The 26,049-nt window shown below is 28.2% G+C and carries 27 protein-coding genes; 15 read left to right on the plus strand and 12 right to left on the minus strand.

Annotated features, from left to right (window positions below; all coding sequences use genetic code 11):
• Positions 1-77: 77 nt before the first annotated feature.
• From I6E15_RS05445 to hpt, 3 genes are read right to left on the minus strand one after another with little or no spacing between them, the layout of a single operon-like run.
• Positions 78-317 carry a DUF4911 domain-containing protein gene (locus tag I6E15_RS05445; RefSeq protein WP_177160493.1) on the minus strand — a complete coding sequence of 80 codons (240 nt, stop codon included), beginning with the start codon at positions 315-317 and terminating at the stop codon, positions 78-80.
• 10 nt (positions 318-327) lie between these two features.
• Positions 328-1,122: a 16S rRNA (adenine(1518)-N(6)/adenine(1519)-N(6))-dimethyltransferase RsmA gene (rsmA, locus tag I6E15_RS05450; protein WP_177160494.1), complete on the minus strand. Its 795-nt coding sequence runs from the start codon at positions 1,120-1,122 to the stop codon at positions 328-330.
• A gap of 1 nt (position 1,123) precedes the next feature.
• The gene (hpt, locus tag I6E15_RS05455) at positions 1,124-1,651 is read right to left on the minus strand and encodes a hypoxanthine phosphoribosyltransferase (protein ID WP_235246444.1); all 528 of its coding nucleotides are present in this window, start codon (positions 1,649-1,651) and stop codon (positions 1,124-1,126) included.
• Between the two features lie 198 nt (positions 1,652-1,849).
• Here hpt and I6E15_RS05460 point away from each other — a divergent pair, with 198 nt between their 5' ends.
• From I6E15_RS05460 to I6E15_RS05495, 8 genes are all read left to right on the plus strand, one after another.
• Positions 1,850-2,557, plus strand: coding sequence for a PASTA domain-containing protein (locus I6E15_RS05460; protein WP_235246455.1), 708 nt, complete (start codon positions 1,850-1,852; stop codon positions 2,555-2,557).
• On the plus strand, positions 2,557-3,465 hold the full coding sequence (gene rsgA / locus I6E15_RS05465) for a ribosome small subunit-dependent GTPase A (RefSeq protein WP_235246730.1): 909 nt from the start codon (positions 2,557-2,559) through the stop codon (positions 3,463-3,465). The genes I6E15_RS05460 and rsgA overlap by 1 nt, the downstream gene beginning before the upstream one ends.
• Positions 3,449-4,093, plus strand: a complete 645-nt coding sequence (rpe, locus tag I6E15_RS05470) for a ribulose-phosphate 3-epimerase (RefSeq protein ID WP_235246739.1) — start codon at positions 3,449-3,451, stop codon at positions 4,091-4,093. Before rsgA ends, rpe begins: the two co-directional genes overlap by 17 nt.
• Positions 4,094-4,771 carry a MarR family winged helix-turn-helix transcriptional regulator gene (locus tag I6E15_RS05475; protein ID WP_177160497.1) on the plus strand — a complete coding sequence of 226 codons (678 nt, stop codon included), beginning with the start codon at positions 4,094-4,096 and terminating at the stop codon, positions 4,769-4,771. It begins immediately after the preceding gene.
• Positions 4,771-6,396: an Rqc2 family fibronectin-binding protein gene (locus tag I6E15_RS05480; RefSeq protein ID WP_235246457.1), complete on the plus strand. Its 1,626-nt coding sequence runs from the start codon at positions 4,771-4,773 to the stop codon at positions 6,394-6,396. Before I6E15_RS05475 ends, I6E15_RS05480 begins: the two co-directional genes overlap by 1 nt.
• Before the next feature lie 12 nt (positions 6,397-6,408).
• Positions 6,409-7,056 (plus strand): chloramphenicol acetyltransferase, encoded by a 648-nt coding sequence (locus tag I6E15_RS05485; RefSeq protein WP_235246464.1) that lies wholly within the window; start codon positions 6,409-6,411, stop codon positions 7,054-7,056.
• A 255-nt stretch (positions 7,057-7,311) separates the two neighbouring features.
• On the plus strand, positions 7,312-8,490 hold the full coding sequence (locus I6E15_RS05490) for a M20 family metallopeptidase (protein ID WP_235246476.1): 1,179 nt from the start codon (positions 7,312-7,314) through the stop codon (positions 8,488-8,490).
• A 22-nt stretch (positions 8,491-8,512) separates the two neighbouring features.
• Positions 8,513-9,247 carry a basic amino acid ABC transporter substrate-binding protein gene (locus I6E15_RS05495; protein WP_235246484.1) on the plus strand — a complete coding sequence of 245 codons (735 nt, stop codon included), beginning with the start codon at positions 8,513-8,515 and terminating at the stop codon, positions 9,245-9,247.
• 56 nt (positions 9,248-9,303) lie between these two features.
• On the opposite strand, the gene I6E15_RS05500 is transcribed toward I6E15_RS05495, so the two are convergent.
• The 7 genes from I6E15_RS05500 to I6E15_RS05530 all read right to left on the minus strand — a co-directional run bounded on the left by I6E15_RS05500 (position 9,304) and on the right by I6E15_RS05530 (position 17,978).
• On the minus strand, positions 9,304-11,178 hold the full coding sequence (locus tag I6E15_RS05500; RefSeq protein ID WP_235246492.1) for a diguanylate cyclase domain-containing protein: 1,875 nt from the start codon (positions 11,176-11,178) through the stop codon (positions 9,304-9,306).
• Positions 11,179-11,341: 163 nt separating this feature from the next.
• A complete protein-coding gene (locus tag I6E15_RS05505; protein WP_235246515.1) occupies positions 11,342-12,673 on the minus strand; it encodes a CCA tRNA nucleotidyltransferase in 1,332 nt (443 codons plus the stop codon).
• 14 nt (positions 12,674-12,687) lie between these two features.
• Positions 12,688-13,233 carry a flavodoxin family protein gene (locus I6E15_RS05510; RefSeq protein ID WP_235246529.1) on the minus strand — a complete coding sequence of 182 codons (546 nt, stop codon included), beginning with the start codon at positions 13,231-13,233 and terminating at the stop codon, positions 12,688-12,690.
• 74 nt (positions 13,234-13,307) lie between these two features.
• Positions 13,308-15,020 carry an ABC transporter ATP-binding protein gene (locus I6E15_RS05515; RefSeq protein WP_235246544.1) on the minus strand — a complete coding sequence of 571 codons (1,713 nt, stop codon included), beginning with the start codon at positions 15,018-15,020 and terminating at the stop codon, positions 13,308-13,310.
• A 20-nt stretch (positions 15,021-15,040) separates the two neighbouring features.
• On the minus strand, positions 15,041-15,607 hold the full coding sequence (locus I6E15_RS05520) for an NUDIX hydrolase (RefSeq protein ID WP_235246549.1): 567 nt from the start codon (positions 15,605-15,607) through the stop codon (positions 15,041-15,043).
• Between the two features lie 115 nt (positions 15,608-15,722).
• The gene (locus tag I6E15_RS05525; RefSeq protein ID WP_235246552.1) at positions 15,723-16,037 is read right to left on the minus strand and encodes an ankyrin repeat domain-containing protein; all 315 of its coding nucleotides are present in this window, start codon (positions 16,035-16,037) and stop codon (positions 15,723-15,725) included.
• Positions 16,038-16,196: 159 nt separating this feature from the next.
• A complete protein-coding gene (locus I6E15_RS05530) occupies positions 16,197-17,978 on the minus strand; it encodes an aminopeptidase P family protein (protein ID WP_235246555.1) in 1,782 nt (593 codons plus the stop codon).
• A 120-nt stretch (positions 17,979-18,098) separates the two neighbouring features.
• On the opposite strand from I6E15_RS05530, the gene I6E15_RS05535 reads away from it, so the two are divergent.
• The 5 genes from I6E15_RS05535 (at position 18,099) to I6E15_RS05555 (ending at position 22,104) form a co-directional block, all read left to right on the plus strand.
• Positions 18,099-18,539 (plus strand): YkvA family protein, encoded by a 441-nt coding sequence (locus I6E15_RS05535; RefSeq protein WP_235246569.1) that lies wholly within the window; start codon positions 18,099-18,101, stop codon positions 18,537-18,539.
• Positions 18,540-18,553: 14 nt separating this feature from the next.
• Entirely contained in the window at positions 18,554-19,717 is a 1,164-nt protein-coding gene (locus I6E15_RS05540; protein ID WP_235246583.1) for an ABC transporter permease, read from the plus strand.
• Positions 19,710-20,393 (plus strand): ABC transporter ATP-binding protein, encoded by a 684-nt coding sequence (locus I6E15_RS05545; RefSeq protein WP_235246597.1) that lies wholly within the window; start codon positions 19,710-19,712, stop codon positions 20,391-20,393. Before I6E15_RS05540 ends, I6E15_RS05545 begins: the two co-directional genes overlap by 8 nt.
• A 134-nt stretch (positions 20,394-20,527) precedes the next feature.
• On the plus strand, positions 20,528-21,073 hold the full coding sequence (hpf, locus tag I6E15_RS05550) for a ribosome hibernation-promoting factor, HPF/YfiA family (protein WP_235246612.1): 546 nt from the start codon (positions 20,528-20,530) through the stop codon (positions 21,071-21,073).
• 77 nt (positions 21,074-21,150) lie between these two features.
• Positions 21,151-22,104 (plus strand): 2-hydroxyacid dehydrogenase, encoded by a 954-nt coding sequence (locus tag I6E15_RS05555; RefSeq protein ID WP_235246614.1) that lies wholly within the window; start codon positions 21,151-21,153, stop codon positions 22,102-22,104.
• A gap of 243 nt (positions 22,105-22,347) precedes the next feature.
• Here the strand turns inward: I6E15_RS05555 and I6E15_RS05560 are convergent, their stop codons facing one another.
• Positions 22,348-22,704 carry a RidA family protein gene (locus I6E15_RS05560; RefSeq protein WP_235246617.1) on the minus strand — a complete coding sequence of 119 codons (357 nt, stop codon included), beginning with the start codon at positions 22,702-22,704 and terminating at the stop codon, positions 22,348-22,350.
• 65 nt (positions 22,705-22,769) lie between these two features.
• Positions 22,770-24,395, minus strand: coding sequence for a hydroxylamine reductase (gene hcp, locus I6E15_RS05565; RefSeq protein WP_235246632.1), 1,626 nt, complete (start codon positions 24,393-24,395; stop codon positions 22,770-22,772).
• Positions 24,396-24,587: 192 nt separating this feature from the next.
• Between hcp and I6E15_RS10260 the strand changes: the two genes are divergently transcribed.
• Together I6E15_RS10260 and I6E15_RS05575 are read left to right on the plus strand one after the other, a co-directional pair.
• Positions 24,588-25,178 carry a Crp/Fnr family transcriptional regulator gene (locus tag I6E15_RS10260; RefSeq protein WP_328221960.1) on the plus strand — a complete coding sequence of 197 codons (591 nt, stop codon included), beginning with the start codon at positions 24,588-24,590 and terminating at the stop codon, positions 25,176-25,178.
• A gap of 83 nt (positions 25,179-25,261) precedes the next feature.
• On the plus strand, positions 25,262-26,011 hold the full coding sequence (locus I6E15_RS05575) for an ATP-binding protein (protein ID WP_235246641.1): 750 nt from the start codon (positions 25,262-25,264) through the stop codon (positions 26,009-26,011).
• The last annotated feature ends 38 nt before the right edge of the window (positions 26,012-26,049 follow it).

Raw genomic sequence — 26,049 nt, forward strand, 5'->3', positions numbered from 1 at the left:
TGTGATGCATTTTTTTAAATTAACAAATTTATTTAATTTTTTTATTTTTGACTTGACATTTAATAGTTAGTCTTAAATTAAAGTTTTCCTTTCCAACTTCCCTCTTCTAAAATCTCAGCAACTACATAATTTTTTCCTAAATCCACAATAACATCTCTTAAATCATCTTTAAAATTATCTGTAGTTATTATAGTAAGAAGTCCCTCTTTAGCATTTGTAGTTCTAACTACTCCAAGCCCCTCATAAGCTTCTATAATTTTATTAATAAAATCTATATCTTCTTTTCTGCTTTTTACAATAAATTCATAACTTTCCATATTTCTCCCTCTATCTCTCTTCCAATAATTTAGCCAATTCAATAAACTGCTCAATAGAAAGATTTTCAGCTCTCTCGTTAAAAGATATTCCTAACTCTGTCAATACCCCTTGAATTTTATCTTTTGATATTCCAAGAGTGGCAAGGTTATTTACAATATTTTTTCTTTTATTTGAAAAAGCTCCTTTTACATATTTAAAGAATAGATTTTCATCTATAATACTCTCAAATCTTCTGTCTTTATAGAATTTTATTCCGATAAATCCTGAGTCAATCTTTGGTACTGGTGTAAAAAATTCCTTAGGTATTGTAAAAAGATATTCTGCTTCCCCAAAATATTCCACTGCCAATGTTAAAACACTTCTCTCTTTTCCAGAAGTTGCACAAACTCTTTCTCCAACCTCTTTTTGTACCATTAGATACACTTCATCAATAAGATCTCTATGCTCAATAAGTTTGTTTATAATAGGAGATGTTATATAATAAGGAATGTTTGCAACTACTTTTGTATTAGCTCCTATTATCCCCCTTAAATCTGCCTCTAGTATATCTCCCATATGAAGATTAAACTTTGGATTGCTGTCAAATTTTTTTCTAAGTATTTTTTCTAAATCTGTATCAATCTCTACACAGTTTACTTTTTTTGCCCTTTGTAAAAGAAGCTCCGTAAGAGCTCCTTCACCAGGTCCTATCTCTAAAACTTCATCATCTGATGAAACTTGAGATACTTCCATTATTCTTTCTAAAACTGTATTTTGATCATTTAAAAAGTTTTGTCCATATTTTTTCTTATGCTTAAATGACATCTTATTCCCCTAAAGTAAGCACACCAACGAATGGTAGGTTTCTATAATGTTCAGCATAATCAAGTCCATATCCTATAACGAAAGCGTCTGGAATTTCAAATCCAACGTACTCAGCTTTTACATCAGCTTTTCTTCTGCTTGGTTTGTCTAAAAGAGTACAGATTTTGATTGAGTTAGGTTTTTTCTTCCACATAAATTCTTTTACATTTGCAAGAGTAAGTCCTGTATCAACTATATCTTCTATTAAAAGTACATCTTTTCCAGTAACTTCTTCATCAACATCTTTTAATATTTTTACAATCCCTGTTGAGTCAGTTCCATTTCCATAGCTAGACACTTTCATAAAATCTATTTTTAAATCTAAATTTATAGTTTTTATTAAGTCAGTCATAAATACAACAGACCCTTTTAAAAGTCCTACACATATTAAATCTTTTCCTTGATAGTCTTTCTCTATTTGTTTTCCAAGTTCAGCAACACGAGCTGCAAGTTTTTCTTCAGAAATTAAAGTTTCTATTTTATTTGCCATTTGTTCCTCCTAAAAATTTTGTCAATTCTACACAGGATATTTTATCATTTACACTATATTTTATCAAGAATAAATTATTTTTATTTTGATTAAATATTTGATCAAATATTTTTGTTTTTTTAGGTTATTTTGTTGATATTTTATTTTGTTTATGGTATCATTTTATAATAAGTATGTTTTATTTTCTTAGGAGGATTAATGAAAAAAACTCTTTTAGTTGTAGTCAGTTGTTTTATATCAATAATCGCTACAACATATTTTTTAGGTTACTATACTTTGGATAAATATTTCAATAAAAACTTTTATTATACACCTAATCTTGTGGGACTTACTCCTAGCGAAGTGAAAGGTTTAGCTGACAAAGATATTATAGAAGTCAAAGTGGTAGGACGGGATTTCTCATCTCTACCTGAAGGGCAAATCTTTATGCAAGAACCAAAGGAAAGACACGTAATAAAAAAAGGTAGAACTATAAAAGTTTGGGTAAGTATGGGAGAAAACTACTTCCAAGTACCAGATTTTAAAGGACAACAACTTTTTACTGTTAAAAATCTTTTAGAAGAGAAAAGAATTAAGATAAATAGAATTTCAAGAACTGACTCTCCTCTATCATATAACTGTATCATCGGAACAAATCCTAGTACAGGTGAGAATGTAAATATAAAAGATGGTATCTCTCTTTTAGTCAGTGGACGTTCTCAAAATAAGATTGTTAAAGTACCTGATGTCATAGGATATACTTTAGTTGAAGCTGAGAGATTTTTAAAAGAAAATTCTATCTTTATTGGAAAAGTTGAAAAGGTAAAAGTAGAGGGACTTGAACCAAATGTTGTGGTTGACTTAAGTGTTGGTGTTAACAGTAGAATTTCTGCTGGATCTAGTATAAATATTACTATCACAGAATAATAGGAGATGATATTATCAAGGGAAATGTTATAAATAAAATCCAAGGATTTTATTATGTAAAAGTAGGTGAAGATATTCACGAATGTAAACTAAGAGGAATTTTAAAAAGAAAGGATAAAAAAGATAATTGTATCGTGGGAGATATTGTAGAGATCTCTGAAGATAATTCAATAATCCAAATCTATCCTAGAAAAAATATGATAAATAGACCTCTGGTTTCTAATGTTGACTATCTAGTTATACAGTTTGCTGGGAAAGACCCAGAAATAGATTTAGATAGACTTAATACTTTGATACTTAATAGTACTTACTATAAAATAGATCCTATTGTGGTCATAAATAAAATAGATCTTTTGACTGAGGAGGAAAAAATCTCCCTTACTGAAAGATTAAGTTTTTTAAAAAAAATAAATATCCCTCTATTCTTTGTATCAACATACAAAAATATTGGGGTAGATGAGGTTAAAAATTTTATAACTAATAAGACTGTGGCTTTTGGAGGTCCTAGTGGAGTTGGGAAATCTAGTATTCTTAATATGCTACAAGATGAGGAAGATTTAGTCGTTGGTGAAACTAGTAAAAAATTAAAAAGAGGAAAACATACAACCAGAGATTCTAAATTTATCCCGTCTAACTGTGGTGGATATGTTATCGATACTCCAGGATTTTCATCTATTGAACTTCCTCCAATAAAAGATTTTGCTGAGCTTATATCAATGTTTAAGGAGTTTACACTTCCAGATGATGCTCACTGCAAATTCTTAAACTGTCACCATATAAGTGAGCCAGGTTGTCTTATAAAAAATATGGTAGAAGATAATAAAATTTCAAAAACAAGATATGATTTTTATAAAAAAGTATATGAAAAATTAAAGGTTGAAAGGTGGAATAATTATGAAAAATATTAAAATAGCTCCTTCTATTTTATCGGCTGATTTTAGTAGATTAGGAGAAGAGGTAGAAAGTATCGATAGAGCTGGGGCTGATTGGGTACATATTGATGTTATGGACGGTATATTTGTTCCTAATATTACTTTTGGACCTCCTGTAATAAAAGCTATTAGAAATAAAACTAAATTAGTTTTTGATGTGCATTTAATGATAACTAACCCTGAAAGATATATAGAAGATTTTGTAAAAGCTGGAGCTGACATAATAGTAGTTCACGCAGAATCAACTATTCATCTTCATAGAGTTATCCAACAAATAAAATCTTATGGTGTAAAAGCTGGAGTTTCTCTAAATCCATCTACTTCACACGAAGCTTTAAGATATGTGATAGATGACTTAGACTTAGTTTTAGTTATGAGTGTTAACCCAGGATTTGGTGGACAATCATTTATAGAAAGCTCTGTTGAAAAAATAAAAGAAATCAGAAAAATGAACCCTACTGTTGATATTGAAGTTGATGGTGGAATAAACGATAAAACAATAGACAGATGTATTGAAGCTGGAGCTAACGTTTTTGTAGCTGGTTCTTATGTATTTGGTGGAGATTACCAAGAAAGAATATCAAGTCTTAAAAAGGAGAACTAAATGGCAAAATATGTTGATGAATTAAATGACGTTTTTGAAAAATTTTATAAATTATTTTATGAATCAGAAGACATGGCTCTAAAAAATGGTATCAAATGTTTAACTCACACAGAGTTACACATCATCGAAGCCATTGGAGAAGATTCTCTTACAATGAATGAGCTTTCTGATAGACTTGCTATAACAATGGGAACTGCAACAGTGGCTATCACAAAACTTGGAGAAAAAGGATTTGTATCAAGAGTTCGTTCTGATGCAGATAGAAGAAAAGTATATGTATCCCTTTCTAAAAAAGGTATGCAAGCACTAGATTATCATAACAACTATCATAAAATGATAACACTTTCTATAATAGAAAAATTAGAAGAAAAAGAAGTTCGTGAATTTTTAGGAACTTTCAAAAAACTTCTTAAAAACTTAAAAAATAAAACTGAATTTTTAAAACCACTTCCTGTAACAGATTTCCCTGTTGGAAGTCGTGTATCTGTTGTAGAGATAAAAGGTACTCCTATCATTCAAGATTATTTCTTAGATAGAGGTATTGGACATTACAGCATAATAGAAGTTTTAAAAAGTAAAGATGAAAATAATGTGGCTCTTAAGAAAGATGACGGAACTATCTTAGAAGTTAACTTATTAGATGCTAAAAATATAATAGTTGTAAAGGCTGAGGATTAATGTTTTATTTAGATGGGGTTTCTCTATCAAAAATAAAATTAGAGCTTAAAGAAAATTTATTAAATAAAAAAGTTGGGAAGATTTTTCAAAATTCTTCCCTTTCTTTAACACTTCATTTTGGAAAAAAAGCTCTATTTTTTACTTGTAATCCGTCAATGCCCCTTTGTTACATAAATGAAGATAAAGAGGAAAATCTTCTTGAAGAAAGTTCAAATTTTTTATTAATGATTAGAAAATATCTTGTTAACTCTGCTCTTGTAGACTTAGAACAACTTGGACTTGATAGAATACTAAAATTTTCCTTTTCAAAAATAAATGAGCTTGGACAAATTCAAAATAACTATCTTTTCTTTGAAATAATGGGAAAATATTCAAATATTATCTTGACTGATAGTGATGAAAGAATTATTTCAGTCCTTAAAAAGAAATCAATAGAGGAAAATTCCATAAGAACTCTTTTTAGTGGAGAGAAATATTCACAACCAATAGTATCACAAAAGAAAAATCCATTTGAAATAACTGAAACAGAATTTAATACAATTATTTCAAATGGTAATATTATTGAAACCCTTGAAGGAATAGGAAAATTAACAAAAAATGAAATAAAAAATTATCAAGATTTTAGAAATATTTTAACTTCTGAGTTAGCTCCAAAAATTTATTTCAATAAAAAAATACCTGTCCTTGCAACAGTTCTGGAAGTAAAACCAAAAGAATATGATGAGGTTATCAACTATCCAAACTTTTGTGAAATGATAAACTTCTATATAAAAAGCAAATCTCTTTCAAATAGCTTTAATCTTTTGAGAGAACAGCTTATCTTTTGTATAGAAAAAGAAAAAAAGAAATCAGAAAAAATAATTAAAAATATAAAAAAAGATATTGAAATAATGAAAGATTACAATAACCCCAAAGAAATCGGAGATATTTTAGCCTCAGTTCTTTATAGTATCAAAAGAGGGGATAGCACAGTAAAAGCCTATGACTTTTACAATAACTGTGAAATAAATATTTCACTTGATCCACTTCTTTCACCGCAATCAAATCTTGAGAAAATCTATAAAAAATCCTCTAAGATGAAAAGAGGTTTGGAAATTTCTAAGCAAAGATTAGAGGAATTTCAAAATAAACTTTTCTATTTTGATAGTGTGGCAACATTTATTCAAAAAAGTAAAACTTTTGAAGAATTAAAAAATATTGAAACTGAACTTATTGAAGAAAAATATCTAAAGAAAAAAGTAAATAAAAAGCCTAAGAAAAAATCAGTTGAACAACCATATGGAACTATTGAAATAGATGGAAAGGTTATCTATTTTGGTAGAAATAACAAGGAAAATGATTATCTGACATTTAAGTTTGCCAAAAAAGATGATATGTGGTTCCATATAAAAGATATTCCCGGTTCTCACTTCATTGTGAAAAAAGAGGATTTTGAAAACTCAGATGAATTTATTTTAAAAATCGCAACACTTTCAGCTTTTTATTCAAAAGCAAATGCTCACGAAAAAGTAGTAGTTGACTATACTTTGAAAAAAAATCTAAATAAACCAAAAGGAGCACCTTTAGGATTTGTCACATATAATGTTTGGGACTCTGTTACAGTTGTTACACCTAGTGAAATATAAAGGAGTGATACTATGTTTCATAAAATAGATTTTGAAACTTGGGAAAGAAAAGAACATTTTAAGTATTATATCAATCTTATCAAAACAAATTATAATCTTACAGCTGAACTTAATATCAGTCAACTTATGGAAAAAGTAAAAGAAAAAAAATTAAAATTTTTCCCAACAATGCTTTACTGTATAATAAAAGCTGTTAACCAAAACAAAGAGTTTAGAATGGACTACGACAAAGAAGGAAATCTTGGGTATTGGGACTATGTAGTCCCATCATATACTATTTTCCACGATGATGATAAAACTTTTTCAGATATTTGGAGCGAATATGATGAGAATTTTGAAAAGTTTTACACAAATGTAGTTGAGGATATAGAAAAATACAAAGATATAAAAGGTGTTAAAACAAAACTTGGACGTGGAGATAACTTTTGTCCTATCTCTTGTATCCCTTGGCTTAGCTTTACAGGTTGTGCAAATGATACCTACTCTGAAGCAAAAATGCTTTTCCCTGTTATCGCTTTTGGAAAATATTTTAAACGTGATGAGATGACTATGATACCTATCTCTGTCTTTGTAAATCACGCTGTGGCAGACGGCTATCACACTTGTAAACTTATAAATGATATTCAAAGTATTATCAATGATATTGAAAATTGGGTATAAATTTTTAAAAAAAATTCTTGACAAAGAGAAAACAATTTTATACAATGTACAAAATAAAATTTTTAGGAGGAAACAATGATGCTATTAAGGAGGAGACAATTAAATATCAATTTTAAATATTTATATTGTCTTTCTGTAAACTAAGATAGCATATATTTCTTTTTGACGTACATAGATAAAAAAAGATAAAACCAGCTATAGTTTTTTAAGGAAGACTAGGCTGGTTTTTTTGATACAATTTTTTAGGAGGAGATTATGGAGATATTAAACAAATTAGAAAATAAATTTAGTGAGATTTTTGAAGACTTAAAAGAGTTAAATGAATATATATACAAAAATCCTGAACTTGGAAGAAAAGAGTTTAAAGCTTGTGAAGCTCATAAAAATCTTTTAAAAAAATATGGATTTGATATTGAAGAAAACTATATTGGAATACCTACAGCATATTTAGCAAAATATTCATCTGGAAAAAAAGGAATAAAAATAGGATATTTAGCTGAATATGATGCTCTTCCAGAGATTGGTCACGGTTGTGGTCATAATATTTTAGGAACAACAAGTATCGGAGCAGGAATTTTATTAAAAGAATATATTGATGAATTTGGTGGAGAGGTTTTAATATTCGGTACTCCTGCAGAGGAAACTTTTGGAGCTAAAGTTGATATGGCAGAGGCTGGTTGTTTTGATGATATAGATGTGGCAATGATTTCTCACCCAACTGGAAAAAATCACGAAAAAAGTGGAACATCTCAAGCAATGGAAGCTTTACAATTTACTTTCAGAGGAAAAACAGCTCACGCAGCTGGTGACCCATACAATGGAATAAATGCTCTTGATGGTGTGATACAATTTTTCAATAGCATTAATGCATTAAGACAACAAACAAAAACAAGTGCAAGAATCCACGGTATAATCTCAAATGGTGGAGAGGCTGCAAATATTATTCCAGATTTAGCAGTTGCAAATTTCTATGTAAGAGAAGCTACAACAAAAGAGATGTTAAAACTTAGTGAGCGTGTAAAAAATTGTGCTAAGGGAGCTGCTCTTGCCACTGGTACGTCTTTAGAAATAGAAAATTATGAATATACTTTCAAACATCTTGTAACAAATGAAAAATTATCAAGTATATATACAAAAAATCTTGAACTTCAAGGGATAAAAGATATTCCAATGTCTGACCCTACTGGTTCTAGTGACTGTGGAGATGTAAGTCATCATTGCCCAACAATTCATACTTATTTCCCAATATCTAAGTGTGAACTTACTGGACACAGCATTGAATTTGCAAAAGCTACAATTACAGAAGAAGCTTATCAAGGAATGAAAGAAGCTATATTTGCCCTTGTGATGACTGGAAAAGATATTTTAGAAAATGAAAATCTTTTAAAAGAGATAAAAGATGAATTTAATCAAATGAAAAAAACTTTAATATAACTTTTTAAGGAGGAGTATAATTATGAAAAAATTTCTAGTTTTAATGTTATCTTTAATTTTATTTGTATCTAGCTTTGGTGCTAAAAAGCTTTATGTAGGAACAAATGCTGAGTTCAAACCTTATGAATATCTTGAAGGAGATAAAATAGTTGGTTTTGATATTGAGCTTATGGAAGCAATGGGAAAAGAAATGGGATATGAAATCAAATGGAATAATATGACTTTTGATGGACTTTTACCAGCACTTCAAATGGGAAAAATTGATGCTGTAATAGCTGGAATGTCGCCTACTGCTGAAAGAAAAAAAGCTGTAGACTTCTCTAAACCATACTTAAACTTCCAAACTGGTCACTCTGTTATAGTAAGAATAAATGAAACTGCTATTGTGAAAAAAGAAGATTTAAATGGAAAAACTGCTGGAGTTCAACTTGGAACAAAACAAGAAGAATTAGCAAAAGCTTTAGGAGCTAATATAGTTCGTTATGATTCATTCACAGGAGCTTTACTTGCACTAAAACAAAGTAAAATAGATGCTGTTGTATTAGATGAACAAGCAAGTGCTAAATATTTAAAAACTATGCCTGAAGTTAAAGTTGCTGATACTATCTATGATGAAGATCCTGGAGAATCAATAGCTGTTAAGAAAGGAAATAAAAAATTAATAGAAGAATTAAACAGTGCTTTTGATAAAGTTGTAGAAAATGGTACTTATGCAAAAATATTAGAAAAATATTTCCCTGAAAAAGTATCTAAATAATTTAATAAAAAATTAAGACCTGATGCGTATAATTTACGTTTCAGGTCTATTTTTATTTAGTTATTATCTATAAAATAACTTCCTTTTTTGCTATTTTTAACACGATAAAGAGCATTATCCGCTTTCTTATAAATCTCTTTAAAATTCATATCTTTTTTTATAATTACTCCACCAATAGAAGCACCTACTGTAACAGATTTATTATTTTCTATATAAGTTTTATTAAGAATATCATTTAACTGCTGAGCTATTTCATTTAATTTTTCTATATTAGAAACTTCTTTCACTAAAAGTGCAAACTCATCTCCACCAAATCTTGCAAAAACTCCAACATCTTTTGCAACAAGTTTAATCTTAGCAGCACTTTCTTGTAAAATTTTATCTCCCATATCATGTCCAAAAGTATCATTAGCCTTTTTAAAATTATCTAAATCTATGATGAAAAATGCACTTACTCCTTCTAACTCTTTGTCACTATTTAAAAATAAATTCATCTCTTTTTCAAAGTTTTCACGATTATAAAGTTTTGTAAGAAAATCATATTTTGATTTTTTACTTATTATCTCCAGTTCTTGTTCTTTTATTTTTTCCTCTGTACAATTTTCTAAAATTCCAACTGTACTTTGAGAATCTACAATTATTGAATTAATCCTAAACCATTTCCATTCAGAATCTTTTTTCTTCAGAGGAATTACAATATTTTCTATACTTTTACCAAGTGTAATATTGTTATAAATTTCATCATAAACTTTAAAAAACTCCGGTTTAGTAACTACAAATTTTTCAATCTTAGTAGGGTGAATCTCATCGAAAGGAATAGTTAATTCTTGTTTTTCCTCTTTTCCATAATAATTGTAAACAACAACTTTTCTCTCTAATAAATTAACTTTAAAGATTATATCCTCTGTTTTATGAAGCAACATTTTAAACATTCTATTCTTAACAGCAATAATCTGACTATCATTTTTGATAACTTTATATGTATAGTAAAATATTCCTAAAATAACCGAAACTATAACAATCATAAATTCTATTAAAACCAACAACATCTCATTTGATATTTCTTTTACTTCCATTGTGTGAAAAACAAGCTTTTCACGAGTGAGAGCAGAAAAAACATACCAATTTTTTATTCCAAGAGGATCGTAAATTATATAACGTCCAGCATCTCCATATTCAAAATAATATGTTCCTGTTCTTTTATTTTCTACATCATCTTTTATTTTTTCTACTGTAATTCCATCAAAATATCTGTATCTTTCAATTTCGTCCCAAAAAAGCAATCCCTTTTTTCCAGAAAAAGAATAACTACTATTAGAACTGCTTATATATCTTCCTGTTGTATCTACTATCTGAAAATATTGTCTAGAATCTTTAGAAAAATTGGTCAAACTCTCAAAATGTGATATTGAAAAATATCCAAATAATGCTTTTGTTTTTCCATCTTTTGTATTTAAAGGAATTGCTATCAAAATTTCAGAACTTTCTGTGTCGTCCTCAACAAGAATATCTGAAATATATCTTTTATCATTTTTTAGTGAATCATCTAAATTTATATCTCTAATATCCCATTTATGTCCATCAGAATCTGAGGTTTTTCCATCAGAATAAATTATTCCAAGTGACTTAAAATGTCCTTTATTTTCAATTCCTTTAAGTTTTTTTAAAACCTCTTCTGCAGTCAACTCTTCTAAATTTTCTGTTTCTATAATAGTTCCTAATATATGAGAAGAGTGTCCTATCTCTTTATAAATAATGTTTTTTATCTGAGAAGAAAGCTCATGGATACGCTCCATATTATTTTGTAATACTTTATTTTTTATCTTTTCTTGATATTTAGAAAAAGATGATATCACAACTATGGCATTAATAAAAACAATCAATCCCACAATTACTGAAACGATTTTTCCTTTTAAATTATAAACTTTCATCACAATATTCTCCATTTAAAATTATTATATAAACTATGATGTTAAACAATAATCTAGCAACTCAATTATACCAAAATAATATCTAATGTCAAGGAAAACACTTAAGCTTTTTTTCCAAAAAATGGGTATTCTTGCTATTTTCTAGCTTTGAATACCCCAATTTTTATTTTTTATAATTTATTGCAAGATTTATAAGAGTCTCATAGTTATTTAGATTTTCATCTTCTAAAACTTTTTCCATAAGATAATCTAAAATCTCTCCTATTATTTTTCCTTTTGAAACTCCCACTTTTAATAAATCTTTTCCAGATATTTTTAAATCTTTTATTGATAATGGAGGTTTAGTTTCTTGGATTTTTTTTAAAATATTTTTTATTTGTTCTAAATCCTCAAGATTACAAACATCATTGTTGTGAGTTCTTCTATCAGCTTCTACAACTTCCAAATATCTATATAAATCCTCTTCACCAAACCGATTTAACATTTTTTTTACAAATATTTCATCAATGTTTTGTCTATAGAGAGAGTGGTATTTTATAATTTTACAAACTCTTTCTGTATCTAGTTTACTAAATTTAAGATTTAACATCAGTTTTTCAGCTATCTCAACAGAATATTTTTCGTGTCTATAAAAATGCCCTTGATTGTCCTCTCCAAAAGTATAACATCTAGGCTTTCCTATATCATGAAATAAAACTGCAAGACGTGTTATTAAATCCCTGCTAGAAAATTCTAAACTTTTTAGAATATGCTCATCAACAGTATAGATATGGTGTATATTTTTTTGGTCAAAGCCTATGGTCTTGCTCCACTCTGGGATTATCTCCTCTAAAATTTTATTTTCTGACATCACTTTTAAAACTTTATAGGCATTTTTCCCTGTGATTATCTTGCTAAACTCATCTCTTATTCTCTCTGCTGAAAGATTTTGTATAAGGTTTTTAGATTTTTTTATCTCCTCAATAGTTTCTGGAAAATATTTTAAATCCTTTGTTGCAAGAAATCTAAAATATCTTAAAATTCTCAAAGGGTCTTCTTTAATTCTCTGTGTGCAATCTCCTACAAATCTTAAAACTTTATTTTCTATATCCTCTTTTGATTTTTCTCCAAAATAAAATTTTTCCCCATCATAGGCTATTGCATTTATTGTAAAATCTCGCCTTTTTAAATCATCATAGATATTTTTGGTAAACTCTACCTTTTGGGTTTTTCTATCTAGAGGTGTTCCTATATCTTCCCTCAGCTTTGCAATCTCATAAGGAATACCGTCCATTTTTATTTGAATTATTCCAAAATGTTTTCCCATCTCTTTAGGCTTAAAATTTTTAAAAATCTCTTTTAATCTCTCATACTCTATATCTGTAACAAAGTCACAATCTTTTGGATCAAGTCCTAAAAAAATATCTCTTACAAATCCACCTACAATATATCCTTGCCCCTCTTCCTTAAGAAGATTCAGTATAAATTCTATATTGTAGTTTAATTTTATCTCCATATCATCTCTCGTTTCTATACAAATTTTTTATATAACTCTTTAAGTTGTGATACTTTTTCGCTATCTTTTGCTAAATCAGATTTTTCAGTGGCAGAAATATATTTTTCAACTATTAAGTCCCATCTTAAATATTCACTTATACATTTGAATTGTTTTCCAATTATTTCATATTCAGGGTCATCTAAAGTTGCAGAACCAACTGCAAGAACACCGATTTTTTTAGGTTTTTGAACTAACAATGCACCTTTCATATAAACTCTATCTATTGCAGTCTTAAGTTGTGAAGAAATTCCCCACCAATAAACAGGAGAACCAAATATAACTACATCTGCCTCAACAACTTTGTCAGCTACAACTTGTCCATCATCTTTTGTTGCACAAGTTCCGTTAGTTGTTTTACAATAATCACAACCTTTACAACCAACTATTTCACATTCTCTTAAATTTATCATTTCCACTTGAGCATCTGTGTTTTGTAAAAATCCTTCTTGAATAGCATTTAAAGCTGTGTCAGTATTTCCTCCAACTCTCGGACTTCCATTTAATAATAAAACTTTCATATTTCTCCTCCTTTTGAAACTTTTTTCCTACCTCTATGTTAAACTTATCACTTTTTGACTCTAAAGTCAAGCTATTAATTATTAAACATTGATGAATAAAGCTTGTAATAAATACCTTTTGTTTCTAAAAGTTCATTATGATTTCCTTTTTCTTTTATATTTCCATTTTGTATAACAAAAATTTCATCAGCATTTTTTATTGTAGAAAGTCTGTGAGCTACCACCAAAGTAGTTCTACCTTTTGAAAGTTCCTCCAACTCTTTTTGAATAAATATCTCTGTTGTATTATCAAGTGCAGAAGTAGCCTCATCTAAAATTAAAATAGTTGGATTTTTTAGGAAAACCCTAGCAATAGAAAGTCTTTGCTTTTGTCCTCCAGAAAGTTTTACCCCTCTTTCTCCAATCTCTGTATCATAACCTTTTTCCAAACTCATAATATAGTCGTGGATATTTGCTTTTCTACTAGCCTCAAATACCTCTTCATCTGTGGCATTTGGATTTCCATATAAAATATTTTCTTTTATTGTTCCACCAAAAAGATATACATCTTGTTGAACTATTCCAATATTTTTTCTTAGAGATTCCAACGTAATATCATTGATATTTATTCCATCTATTGTTATTTCTCCAGAATTAATCTTATAAAAATTTGGTATCAAATGACAAATAGTAGTTTTTCCCTCTCCACTTGGTCCAACAAGAGCGATTTTTTTACCAGCTGGGACTTTAAAAGATATTCCTTTTAAAATTTCCTTAGAGTCATTATATGAAAAATGTACCTCTTTAAACTCAATCTCCCCTTTTATATTTGAAATGTCCTTGGCATTTTCTCTATCTTTTTCAGGAACTTCATCAATAATTTCCAAAAATCTTTTAAACCCAGTTATTCCATTTTGATATTGTTCTGTAAAATCTATAAGTTTTGTAAGAGGAGTTATAAAAAGATTTATTGAGATTATAAAAGTAGCATAATCTCCACCGTTTATCTTTCCTTGAAATAAAAACACTCCCCCTGCAATAAGTACCACTACATTAAAAAAATCTGTGATAAAGTTTGTTGATGAGAAAAATTGTCCCATAGCTTTATAAGCTTTTCTTTTTGATTCTACAAAAGCGTTATTCCCTACATCAAATTTTTTCTCCTCAATGTGAGAATTATTAAAAGCTTTTGTAACTCTTATTCCTGAGATACTACTTTCAAGTGAGGCATTAATCACAGCTACATTTTTTCTACTTTCCATAAAAGCATCTCTCATTCTATTTTTAAAAGTGGCTGATACCAAAAGCATAGCAGGTACACAAGCAAAAATAATAAGAGTTAAAGTTTTTTCTATTGTCAAAAGATAGATAAATGACCCCACTATCATTATCCCAAAAATAAAAAAGTTTTCAGGAGCGTGGTGAGCTAACTCGCTTATATCTTGCAAATCGTTTGTCATTCTTGACATTATTTTTCCTGTTTGATGATTATCATAATATGAGTAAGGAAGAGTTTGGATTCTTTTAAACATCTCTTTTCTCATCTGAGCTTGCATCTTAACTCCCATAATATGTCCATAGTATTGTACAAAAAATCTTAGAAACATTCTTGTAACATAGATTACCAAAAGAAAAGCCCCAAAAATATATATCATTTTATAATTTTTTTCTGGAATAAGTTTATTTAACATCACCCTTGTAGTTATAGGATAAAGCATTCCTAGACAAGCTATAAGAAATGATGCTATCATATCCAAAATAAATATTTTTTTATAAGGTTTATAATAACTTATAAATCTTCTTATCATAATTTTTCTCCCCCCCTATTCTAATAATACTTTTTTACTTTTTCAGTTAATTTTGAATAAATATTATCAATAAACCATTTTTCACTTGATTTTTTTGAAATATCTTCTACATTTATCCAATCTAATCCACTATTTTCATCAGGCTTTACAAAAAGTTTCTCCTCTGTGTCCCCTTCCAATAAAAATGTCAAATTCAAATGAAGATGTGAAGAAACATATTTTCCTTTTTTTATATGCCCATTTACTGTAAGAATTTCCATTGAAAAAATATCTTTTGTTAAAAATTTTATATTTTTAATTCCACTTTCTTCTTCTATTTCTTTTAACACAACATTTCTTAAATTACTATCTCCGTCAGCGTGTCCTCCAAGCCAAGCCCAAGAGTTATAGATATTGTGATAGCACATCAAAACTTTTTTTCTAGAACTATCTACTATCCAAGCTGATACTGTAAAATGGCATTTTTTATTATCTCTTGTTAAAATATCTTTTTCATTTTCTAATAATTCAAGAATAATCTCTCTGTCTTTTTCCTCTTGCTCATTAAAAGGAATATAATTTTTTATCTCATTTTTTAAATTTTCCATTTTTACCTCTACAAAATTTTTCTTTCCTAAATTATATCATAAAATTTTATTTTAATTAATAAAAAACCTCAGTACAATATTTGTACCAAGGTTAAATTATTTCTATTTGTATATTTTAATCTTCTTCGATTTCTTCTATCTCTCTTAAAACTCTTTTACTAGAATTTTCTAAAGCAATATCTTTAGGAGTTCTTCCCTTGTAGTCCTCTTGTTCTAAATCTGCTCCGTATTCCCAAAGTAATTTAAAAATTTTGTGAAAATCTTTTTTGGCTGCTATATGTAGAGGTGTTTCATGATTTTTATTTTCTACATTTGGATCAGCTCCGTGATACATTAAAGCATCAACAAACTCATATTTTCCCTCTTGAACAGCTAAATGCAGAATAGTGAATCCTTTTGAATCCTTTTCTTCAACAGTAATAATACTCAAATTTTCCTCAAAATTTTCAATGTCATCGCTTTCCAAAAATGTTAATAATTCCATTTTTTTTAAATTAATTTCTCCTTCTTTCTAAAATTTTCCTAACTTGCCGTTATTGTATATTATACTATATTTTTTTTAAATTTCAAGGACTTTATTTTGCTTTTTTTAAAATTTATCAGTCACTTTTTTTAACCAATTTAATTCTTTCTCATCTAAAAAAGTTTTTAATGTTTCAAAAATAACTTCATTATATTTATTAAGCCATTCTATCTCAAATTTGTCTAAATATTCTACCTCTATAGCATCTCTATCAAATGGAGCAAAAGTTATAGTTCTAAACTCTAAATACTGTCCATACTCATTTTTAAAAGTTTTTTCACTTAAAATTTCATTTTCAAGTCTTATTCCATATTCTCCATCTAAATAAATTCCTGGTTCAACAGTTGTTATCATATTAGGCTCTAAAATAACCCCACTTTTTCCTCTTAAAATATTTGGTCCTTCGTGGACACTTCCTAAATATCCAACTCCGTGACCTGTGGCACATCTATAATCAAGACCTAAATTCCAAATAACACTTCTTGCCACTGTATCAAGATTTCCACAAGTTGTACCTTTTGGAAATTTAAGTTTTGATAAATCTATCAAACTTTTTAATACATAGGTATAATGTTTTTTCATCTCACTTGATACATTTCCTATTGCAAAAGTTCTTGTTATATCTGTACTTCCTTCAAAATAATGTCCACCAGAATCTAAAAGTAAAAAACTTCCCTCTTCTAATGTAACGTTTGAATCAAGACTTGGAAGATAGTGCATCATTGGAGAATTTTTTCCAAAAGCAGATATTGTACTAAAATTATTTCCTAAATATCCCTCTTGCTCTTGCCTAAATTCCTCAACTTTTTTTACAATATCCATTTCTTTCATTTTGCTATAATCTTTTTGATTTTTTAGCCAGTACATTAATTTTGTAACAGCTATCCCATCTTTTATATGAGCATTTATTGTATTTTTTATCTCTGTTTCATTTTTTATAGCTTTTAAACTCACTGTTGGATTTTCTCCGTTTATTATTTCAATATTTTTATTTATACTTTTTACAATAAAGCAATTGACGTTATCATAATCTAATAAAATTTTATTTTTTAAAAGAATATTTTCTAAATAGTTATAAAAATCAAAATAGTCAAAAAGTTCTATATTATTTTCATTGAAATAATTTTTTATTTCAGTTGAGAATTTTGAAATATCTGTGAATAATAATACTCTTTCCATTGAAATAATAGCATAAGCCAAAACAAATGGATTATACTCAATATCGTTTCCTCTTAAATTTAAAAGCCAACCTATATCTTCAAGAGTTGAAAGAATATGAACTGTAGCATTTTTTTCTTTCATTTTTTCTCTTAATCTTTTTAATTTGCTTTCTAAAGATTCTCCAGAAAATTTTTCATCAAGTAGATATACTTTTTCTTTTGGAAGTGTAGGTCTTTCCTCCCATACCTTATCCAATAAATCTATCCCTGTTTTTATTCTAAAATTTTTCTTTTTAGCTATCTCTTCAAATTTTTTATACTCATTAAAAGATACTGTTCTTCCATCAAAAGCTAAGCAATCTCCAGAATTTAATTTTTTTTCTATTATTTGGTATAGAGTATCTTCTCCTTCTACTGCCATTTTCATCATTTTTATTTGAGTGCCTTTTATCTCGTTTTCACATTGAGTAAAATATCTTCCATCTGTCCAAAGATAACAATTTTTACTATCTACGAATATTGTTCCGTTAGATCCGATAAAACCACTTAAATATTCAACACCTTTGAAGAAATCACAAGGGTATTCGCTATTATGAAAATCTGATAAAGTTATAATATATCCATTTATATTATTTTCCCTCATAAAATATCTTAATTTTTCTATTCTATCGTCAATTAATTTTTTCATTTTTATCTTTCCCCCTAATTTGTGGTATAATATATATTATACCATAAAAAATACAAATAATTTCTTTAAAAAAAATAAAAAAATATGTATAATCTACATATGAAACTTAAGGAGGTTCAAATGAAAAAATTCAAAGAAGACCCAAATGATATTATTGAGGGGGAATTTTTAGAAGAAGATATACAAAATGAAAAATTTAATACAGATGAATATAGAGCTTTTTTCAAAGAGGATTCTTTTTGGAATAAGATAAAAGATTATGCTGTAAAAATTGGTTTAAAGGGAATTTATTTTGCTTTGATTTTATATTATGTACTTCAAAAAGAAAATATTCCTCTAAAAGATAAAACTTTAATAATCGGTGCTTTAGGTTATCTTATTGCTCCAGTTGATTTTATTCCAGACCTTATCCCTGGAATGGGATTTGTAGATGACATTGGAGCTTTAACTGTGGTTATTAAAAAAATGTCAGAACATATAGATGATAAAGTTAAAATCCAAGCAAAAGAAAAGTTACAAACTTGGTTTAAAAATATAGATGATATTGAAAAATTTTTATAATAAAAGGTGGATAGATGTTTGAATTTTTTATAGCAAAAAAACATATACTTGAAAAGAAAAAACAAAGTTTCATCGGAATAATTGGGATAATGATTGGGGTTACTGTTCTGATTGTTTCTATTGGTATTTCCAATGGACTTGATAAAAATATGATAGGAAGTATATTATCACTTAGCAGTCATATAAGCGTCTACGATGTAGAAAACAAAAGTGAATATGAAAAAATTGAGAATAAAATAAAAGAGATTTCTGGAGTAAAAGGTGTTCTTCCAAAAGTTTCAACTCAAGGGCTTATAAAATATAGAGGGGTTTACGGAGATTATGTTTCAGGTGTAAAAATTGAGGGACTTGATATTGAAAAAGCAAAAACAGCTATTGATATTGAGAAAAAAATCGTTCACGGAAAAATAAATTCTGAAAAAAGAAATGGGATTTATATAGGTAACGAACTTTTTAGACAGCTTGGAGCAAATATCGGAGATAAAATCTCTCTGGTTTCAGCAGAAAATCAAGAACTTCCCTTGGAAATTACTGGGGTTTTTGAAAGTGGATATTATGACTATGATATAAGTATGGTTATTATTCCCCTTGCAACAGCTCAGTATATGATGTATATGGGAGATAATATCACAAATCTTGAGATTACTCTCGATAATCCTTACGACGCCGATAGGATTTCTGATATTTTATCTGAAAAATATGGACTTTTTAATAGAACTTGGGGAGACCAAAATAAAAATCTTCTGTCAGCACTAGCTCTTGAAAAAACTGTTATGATTGTGGTTTTCTCATTGATAGTAGTTATTGCTGGATTTGTAGTTTGGGTTATTATGAATATGTTAGTTCGTGAAAAAATAAAAGATATTGGTATTATGAGGGCTATGGGATTTTCAACTCAAAATATTATGAAAATCTTTTTAATAGAGGGGATTACTTTGGGAGTAATTGGAATTTTTATAGGGGTTTTATTATCCCTTGGAATTTTATGGTATATTGAAAATTATTCTATCTCTGGAATTACTTCTATATATTATCTGAGCAAAATTCCTGTTGAGATTTCTCTAAAAGAGATTTTAATCATAGTTTTTGTAAACTTTATCGTTATATTTTTATCAAGTGTTTTTCCAGCATATAGAGCTGGTAAGATGGAAACAATGGAGGCTTTAAGATATGAATAAAATTTTGGAACTAAAAAATATAAATAAAACTTATAAAGGAACTAGCGAGACTTTACATATTTTAAAAGATTTAGATTTAGTTATCAATGAGGGAGAGTTTGTTTCTATCATTGGTAAATCTGGTTCTGGAAAATCTACCCTTTTAAATGTTATTGGACTTTTGGACTCTATTGATGAGGGAGAAATTTATATTCACGGAGAAAAAGTTGATAGAACTAACCATCAAAAAATAGACTTACTAAAAAATAGGGATATTGGATTTGTTTTCCAATTTCACTATCTTTTACCAGAGTTCACAGCTTTAGAAAATGTAATGTTACCTGCTCTTTTAAATAATTTTAATGACAAAAAAAATATTGAAGAAAAAGCTAAAAAGATTTTGGACAGCGTTGGCTTAAAAGAAAGATATAACCACAAACCAAACCAACTTTCTGGAGGAGAAAAACAAAGAGTTGCAATAGCTAGAGCTTTGATAAATGACCCAAAAATAATTTTGGCTGACGAGCCTACAGGAAATCTTGACGAGGAAACAAGTAATGAAATCCATAATCTTTTTAGAAAAATAAACAGAGAAAATAATCAAACTATTATTGTAGTTACTCACTCAAGAGAACTTGCAAATATTACTGATAAAAGATATTCTGTAAAAAATGGAAAATTATTTTTAGAAAATTAAATTTTTTAGACAAAATTTTTTAAAATTCCGTCTAAGTGTTATAAAGAAGCTTCATAAAAGAAGTATCCTCAGATAGAGGTTCATATAAAAGAGTACATCATGGAATACTTGAAGTACTAGAAGGAGTGGTGTTTATGAGAATATCAGTAAACGGAAGACATTTAGTTGTAACAGACCCTATTAACGATTATACTGTAAAGAGAGTTGAAAAATTAGACAAATATTTTGACCGTATAAGCGAAATAGTAGTAACTCTATCAGCAGTAAAATTAAGAAAAGGACCTTCACACACAGCAGAAATGAGAGCTCACTTAAACTCAACTGTATTAAAAGCTGTGGCTACTGAATCTGACCTTTATGTTGCAATAGATAAAGCTACAAGTATATTAGAAGGACAAATTAAAAAATATAAAGAAAAATTAAGAGATAATAATGATGTAGTTTCTCAAAGAGTTTTCAAATTTGACCCTACATCTAATACAGTTTCTACTGAAGCTACAAAACAAATAGTTAAAGTTTCTATGGAATCTAAACCTATGACACTTGAAGAAGCAATACTTCAAATGGAAACTTTAGGAAAAGATTTCTACATCTTCAACAACGAAGAAACTCAAGAAATGAATGTTGTTTATAAGAAAAGAGATGGAAACTACGCTCATGTAGAACCAGCTGAAGAATAAACAAAAATAATTTAATAACAATGGCAGGTCCTTAGTGACCTGCACTTTTTATATAAAAATATAAGTTGGAGGAAAATATGATAATAAAATTATTAGAACCATTAGTAGTAAAAAAAGAAGTTATTGAAAATCTTAGTAGTGAAATAAAAAAATTGGGGCATGAATTTGTTTACTATAATACAAAAACTACTGATGTTGAGGAATTAAAAGAAAGAGCAAAAGACGCTGACATTCTTATGATTGCAAATAATCCTTTACCTAACGAAGTTATAGAAGTGGCAAAAAATTTAAAAATGATATCTGTGGCTTTTACAGGATTTGACCATATTGGAACTCTTGCAAAAGAAAGAGGGATTGTTGTTTGTAATGCTGCTGGATATGCTAATAATGCCGTGGCTGAACTTGTAATTGGACTTACTTTAGACCTTATGAGAAATATTAATAAATGTAACTCTGTTATAAGAAAAGGTGGTACTATTGCTGGACTTATCGGTGGGGAAATAAAAGGAAAAACTGTTGGTATAGTTGGTACTGGAAGAATCGGTACTATGACAGCTAATCTTTTTAAATGTATGGGAGCTAATCTTATCGGTTATGATATTACAGAAAATCCAAAAGCTATTGAATTGGGATTAAAATATGTAGATATTGATACTTTAATGAAAACTTCTGATATAATCTCTCTACATCTTCCATTAAATGATTCTACAAGAGGATTTATCTCTAAAGAAAAATTATCTCTTATGAAAGAAACAGGAATTTTAATCAACTGTGCTAGAGGAGCTGTTGTTGATAATAATGCTTTAGCCCAAATTTTAAATGAAGAAAAAATCGCTGGAGCTGGTATAGATGTATTTGATATGGAACCACCTATCCCAAGTGATTATCCATTACTAAATGCTAAAAATACAATCCTTACTCCTCACGTTGCTTTTGCATCTCACGAATCTATGATTATAAGAGCTGAAATTGCTTTTGACAATGTTAATAAATATTTAGCTGGGACTCCAATAAATGTAGTAAAATTATAATAATTTAATTAAAAAGGGCTGTCGCATTTTTTATTAAAAAGAATATAGATTAAAAATTACGGAAATTATGGAGAAAAATTAGATTTATAAAGCGATATTAAACGCTAAAAATCACAACTGTTTGAGCGTCAGCGAGTTTTGTGATTTTAGTGAAATGAGCTTTTAATAAATCAATTTTTCGTAATCTGTAGTAATTTTTAATCTTATATTTCTTAAATTTGTGACAACCCTTTTTTATATTTTTTATTCTACTGCTGCAGTTACTACTATTTCAACAAGAAGTTCTTTTTCTGCTAAAGCTGCTTCTACACAAGCTCTTGCAGGAGCGTGTCCAGCTTCGACCCAATTATCCCAAACTTCATTCATTTCATCAAAATAACTTATATCTTTTAAATATATTGTCGCCATAAGTATTTTTGATTTATCACTACCAATATCTTTTAGAACTCTTTCTATATTAGCTAAAGCTTCTTTAGTTTGAGTTTGAACATCTTTTTTTCCTTCATTCTCTTCAAAACAACATTGTCCACAAAGATAAGCTACACCATTATGAATTACAGCCTCACTAAGTCTTTTTCCAACATTAAATCTTTTTATCATCACTACCTCCTCAAATATTATCTCTATTTCACTTTATAATATTTAAGAAAAATTGTCAAATTATTTTATCCAAAGAATTTTTCCATATCTTCTTCAACTGTTGAAATTCCACTTATTCCAAATTGCTCAACCAATACCTTAGCAACATTTTCTGATAAAAATCCAGGTAATGTTGGACCTAATTTAATATTTTTTACTCCTAAGTATAAAAGTGCTAATAAAACTATTACAGCCTTTTGTTCATACCAAGAAATATTATAAATTATTGGCAGATCATTAATATCATTTAATTCAAAAATTTCTTTTAATTTTAAGGCGATTAAAGCTAAAGAGTATGAGTCATTACATTGTCCAGCATCTAAAACTCTTGGTATTCCTCCAATATCTCCTAGATTTAATTTATTATATCTATATTTTGCACAACCAGCAGTTAAGATAACTGTATCTTTAGGAAGATTTTTTGCAAATTCTGTATAATAATCTCTCTTTGTACTTCTTCCATCACAGCCACCCATTACCACAAATTTCTTAATAGCTCCACTTTTTACAGCCTCTACTATCTTATCTTTTAATGCAAATACTTGTTCGTGAGCAAATCCCCCTATAATTTCCCCTGTTTCTATCTCCTTTGGTGGTAGACATTTTTTAGCTTGTTCTATCACTTGAGAAAAATCCTTTTCTTCCCCTTCTATATGTTTGCAACCATCAAAAGAAACTAAACCTGTTGTATAAATTCTATCTTTATAGCTCTGTTTTGGAGTAACTATACAGTTAGTTGTCATCACTATTGGACCATTGAAACTTTCAAATTCATCTTGTTGTTTCCACCAAGCATTTCCATAGTTTCCTACAAAGTTTTTATACTTTTTAAATTTTGGATAATAGTGAGCTGGTAACATTTCAGAGTGAGTATATACATCTACACCAGTTCCTTGAGTTTGTTCTAGTAACATTTCTAAATCTTTTAAATCATGTCCTGATATTAATATTCCCGGATTTTTTCCAACCCCTATATTAACTTTTGTGATCTCTGGATTTCCATAATTTTTAGTATTAGCTCTATCTAAAAGTTCCATTCCAAAAACTCCATACTTTCCTGTTTCCATTACTAATCCTAAAGCATCTTCAACAGTTAAATTTTTATCTAAAGTTTTTGCTAAAGCTCTTTGTAAAAATATATCTATCTCTTCATTATATTCATTTAAAACATTTCCGTGAGTTACATAAGCTGATAACCCCTTCAATCCATAGATTACCATCTCTTTTAAACTTCTTAAATCTACATTTTTTTCATTTAAAATACTTATTCTCTCATCTCTTGTTAAATAATCTTTTCTCTCAATAGAAAATTCACTAGCCTCAGATAACATCTCTTTATTTTTTAATCTTCCATATAGATCTCTCTTGATTTCTAAAGATTGCTCTATTCTATCCTCTATATTTCCCTCTGAAAAGTTTACATTTGTAATTGTAGTGAAAAGATTATCCAAAACAACTTTATTTATTTCAGAAGATATAACCTCTCCCTCTTCTCTTAATCTTGTAGTGATCTCACAAATTCCTTTTGTTATATATACTAATAAATCTTGTAGGTAGGCAACATTTGCTGTTTTTCCACAAACTCCAGCCACACTACATCCTTTACAATTTAAAGTCTCTTGGCATTGCCAACAAAACATTTTATTTTCCATCTATTTTAACCCTCCTCTTTTTTCTTTTTTTACATTATATATAATTTTTTCTATATTTTATGTTGCTTATGCAACTTTTTTTATTTTATGATATAATTAAATATAAAACTTTTAGGAGAAAAATATGAAATACTTGAATTTATTAAAAAAATTGCCACTTTTTTTAATCTAAGTGATAATGAAATTCTATTTATATTAAAATTTTTTAATTTTTCAGAGGAAAATTTTGATAAAAATAATCTAATTTTTCAAGCTGGAAATCCTATCACTAAGATTGGAATTATTATTTCTGGAGAACTAAATGTTATAAAAGAAGACTTTTGGGGAAATAGAAATATTTTGGAAAAATTTAAATCTGGAGAAATTTTTGGTGAAGTTTTTGCTCTTTCAAAAAGAAGTACTCCAAATCTAAGTGTTGAGGCCTCACAAAACTGTAAAATTTTATTTTTAGATTTAAAAGATTTTTTAATCAATAATCCAAAAAATCCTTTTGAAATCTATAAATTTTTAAATAATGTTTTTCAAATTTCTCTGAAAAAAAATATTCTACTAACTCAAAAAATAGAACACATCACTAAAAAATCTCTAAAGGAAAAAATTATTTCCTTTCTATCTGCTGAGGCTTTAAAAAATAAAAGTAACTCTTTTGATATTAAATTTGATAGACAAGAATTAGCTGATTATCTATCTGTTGATAGAAGTGCTTTATCCAGAGAGCTTAGCACTTTAAAAAAACAAAAAATACTGGACTATAATAAAAATCATTTCACACTTTTTAAATAATTTTTTAGTTGCCAATGCAACATATTTTTTATAATTTTTATATTATAATCTACATATAATTTAAAAGTTTTTAGGAGGATTTTATGATAAGAAAGGTTATAAAAATAGATGAAAATAAGTGTGATGGTTGTGGTGCTTGTGTAAAAGCTTGCCACGAGGGAGCTATTGGACTTGTAAATGGAAAGGCTAAACTTTTAAGAGATGATTATTGTGATGGACTTGGAGATTGTCTACCTTCTTGTCATACTAACGCCATCTCTTTTGAAGAAAGAAAGGCTCTTCCTTATGATGAAGAGGCTGTAAAATTAAATATGGCTCAAAAAAAGAAATCTGATTGTTCTTTTGGTAGTTATCCGGAAAATCAAATAAAAGTTATTAAATCTCATTTTGGTTGCCCTGGATCAAATTTAAAAACAATAAAAGTTTCTTCAAATGAAAAAGAAAATTTTGAAGAGAATATTATACAAAGTAAACTGCAACAATGGCCTGTACAGATAAAACTTGTACCTATAAATGCTCCTTATTTTGATGGAGCTAATCTTTTAATTGCTGCTGATTGCACGGCTTTTGCCTACGGTAATTTCCATAATGAATTTATAAAAAATAGAATAACTCTTATAGGTTGTCCTAAGTTAGACTCTGGAGATTATGAGGAAAAATTAACAGAAATTATTAAAAATAATAATATAAAATCTTTAACAGTTGTAAGAATGGAAGTTCCTTGTTGTGGTGGAATCGAAAGAGCTTCTGTAAATGCTTTAAAAAATAGTGGTAAATTTATCCCTTGGCAAGTTGTTACTATCTCTATTGATGGTAAAAAATTTGATATATGAGTCTGTGAAAAAAGTTGTAGCAAAAGCTACAACTTTTT

Origin of the sequence: Fusobacterium perfoetens, assembly GCF_021531475.1 — a bacterium.
Taxonomy (GTDB): Bacteria; Fusobacteriota; Fusobacteriia; order Fusobacteriales; family Fusobacteriaceae; genus Fusobacterium_B.

Excerpts from the sequence above, each read along its gene's own strand:
- I6E15_RS05445 (WP_177160493.1), bottom strand. The coding sequence starts at position 317 with ATGGAAAGTTATGAATTTATTGTAAAAAGCAGAAAAGAAGATATAGAT.
- rsmA (WP_177160494.1), bottom strand. The coding sequence starts at position 1,122 with ATGTCATTTAAGCATAAGAAAAAATATGGACAAAACTTTTTAAATGAT.
- hpt (WP_235246444.1), bottom strand. The coding sequence starts at position 1,651 with ATGGCAAATAAAATAGAAACTTTAATTTCTGAAGAAAAACTTGCAGCT.
- I6E15_RS05460 (WP_235246455.1), top strand. The coding sequence starts at position 1,850 with ATGAAAAAAACTCTTTTAGTTGTAGTCAGTTGTTTTATATCAATAATC.
- I6E15_RS05475 (WP_177160497.1), top strand. The coding sequence starts at position 4,094 with ATGGCAAAATATGTTGATGAATTAAATGACGTTTTTGAAAAATTTTAT.
- I6E15_RS05480 (WP_235246457.1), top strand. The coding sequence starts at position 4,771 with ATGTTTTATTTAGATGGGGTTTCTCTATCAAAAATAAAATTAGAGCTT.
- I6E15_RS05485 (WP_235246464.1), top strand. The coding sequence starts at position 6,409 with ATGTTTCATAAAATAGATTTTGAAACTTGGGAAAGAAAAGAACATTTT.
- I6E15_RS05490 (WP_235246476.1), top strand. The coding sequence starts at position 7,312 with ATGGAGATATTAAACAAATTAGAAAATAAATTTAGTGAGATTTTTGAA.
- I6E15_RS05495 (WP_235246484.1), top strand. The coding sequence starts at position 8,513 with ATGAAAAAATTTCTAGTTTTAATGTTATCTTTAATTTTATTTGTATCT.
- I6E15_RS05500 (WP_235246492.1), bottom strand. The coding sequence starts at position 11,178 with ATGAAAGTTTATAATTTAAAAGGAAAAATCGTTTCAGTAATTGTGGGA.
- I6E15_RS05505 (WP_235246515.1), bottom strand. The coding sequence starts at position 12,673 with ATGGAGATAAAATTAAACTACAATATAGAATTTATACTGAATCTTCTT.
- I6E15_RS05510 (WP_235246529.1), bottom strand. The coding sequence starts at position 13,233 with ATGAAAGTTTTATTATTAAATGGAAGTCCGAGAGTTGGAGGAAATACT.
- I6E15_RS05515 (WP_235246544.1), bottom strand. The coding sequence starts at position 15,020 with ATGATAAGAAGATTTATAAGTTATTATAAACCTTATAAAAAAATATTT.
- I6E15_RS05520 (WP_235246549.1), bottom strand. The coding sequence starts at position 15,607 with ATGGAAAATTTAAAAAATGAGATAAAAAATTATATTCCTTTTAATGAG.
- I6E15_RS05530 (WP_235246555.1), bottom strand. The coding sequence starts at position 17,978 with ATGAAAAAATTAATTGACGATAGAATAGAAAAATTAAGATATTTTATG.
- I6E15_RS05535 (WP_235246569.1), top strand. The coding sequence starts at position 18,099 with ATGAAAAAATTCAAAGAAGACCCAAATGATATTATTGAGGGGGAATTT.
- I6E15_RS05540 (WP_235246583.1), top strand. The coding sequence starts at position 18,554 with ATGTTTGAATTTTTTATAGCAAAAAAACATATACTTGAAAAGAAAAAA.
- I6E15_RS05545 (WP_235246597.1), top strand. The coding sequence starts at position 19,710 with ATGAATAAAATTTTGGAACTAAAAAATATAAATAAAACTTATAAAGGA.
- hpf (WP_235246612.1), top strand. The coding sequence starts at position 20,528 with ATGAGAATATCAGTAAACGGAAGACATTTAGTTGTAACAGACCCTATT.
- I6E15_RS05555 (WP_235246614.1), top strand. The coding sequence starts at position 21,151 with ATGATAATAAAATTATTAGAACCATTAGTAGTAAAAAAAGAAGTTATT.
- I6E15_RS05560 (WP_235246617.1), bottom strand. The coding sequence starts at position 22,704 with ATGATAAAAAGATTTAATGTTGGAAAAAGACTTAGTGAGGCTGTAATT.
- hcp (WP_235246632.1), bottom strand. The coding sequence starts at position 24,395 with ATGGAAAATAAAATGTTTTGTTGGCAATGCCAAGAGACTTTAAATTGT.
- I6E15_RS05575 (WP_235246641.1), top strand. The coding sequence starts at position 25,262 with ATGATAAGAAAGGTTATAAAAATAGATGAAAATAAGTGTGATGGTTGT.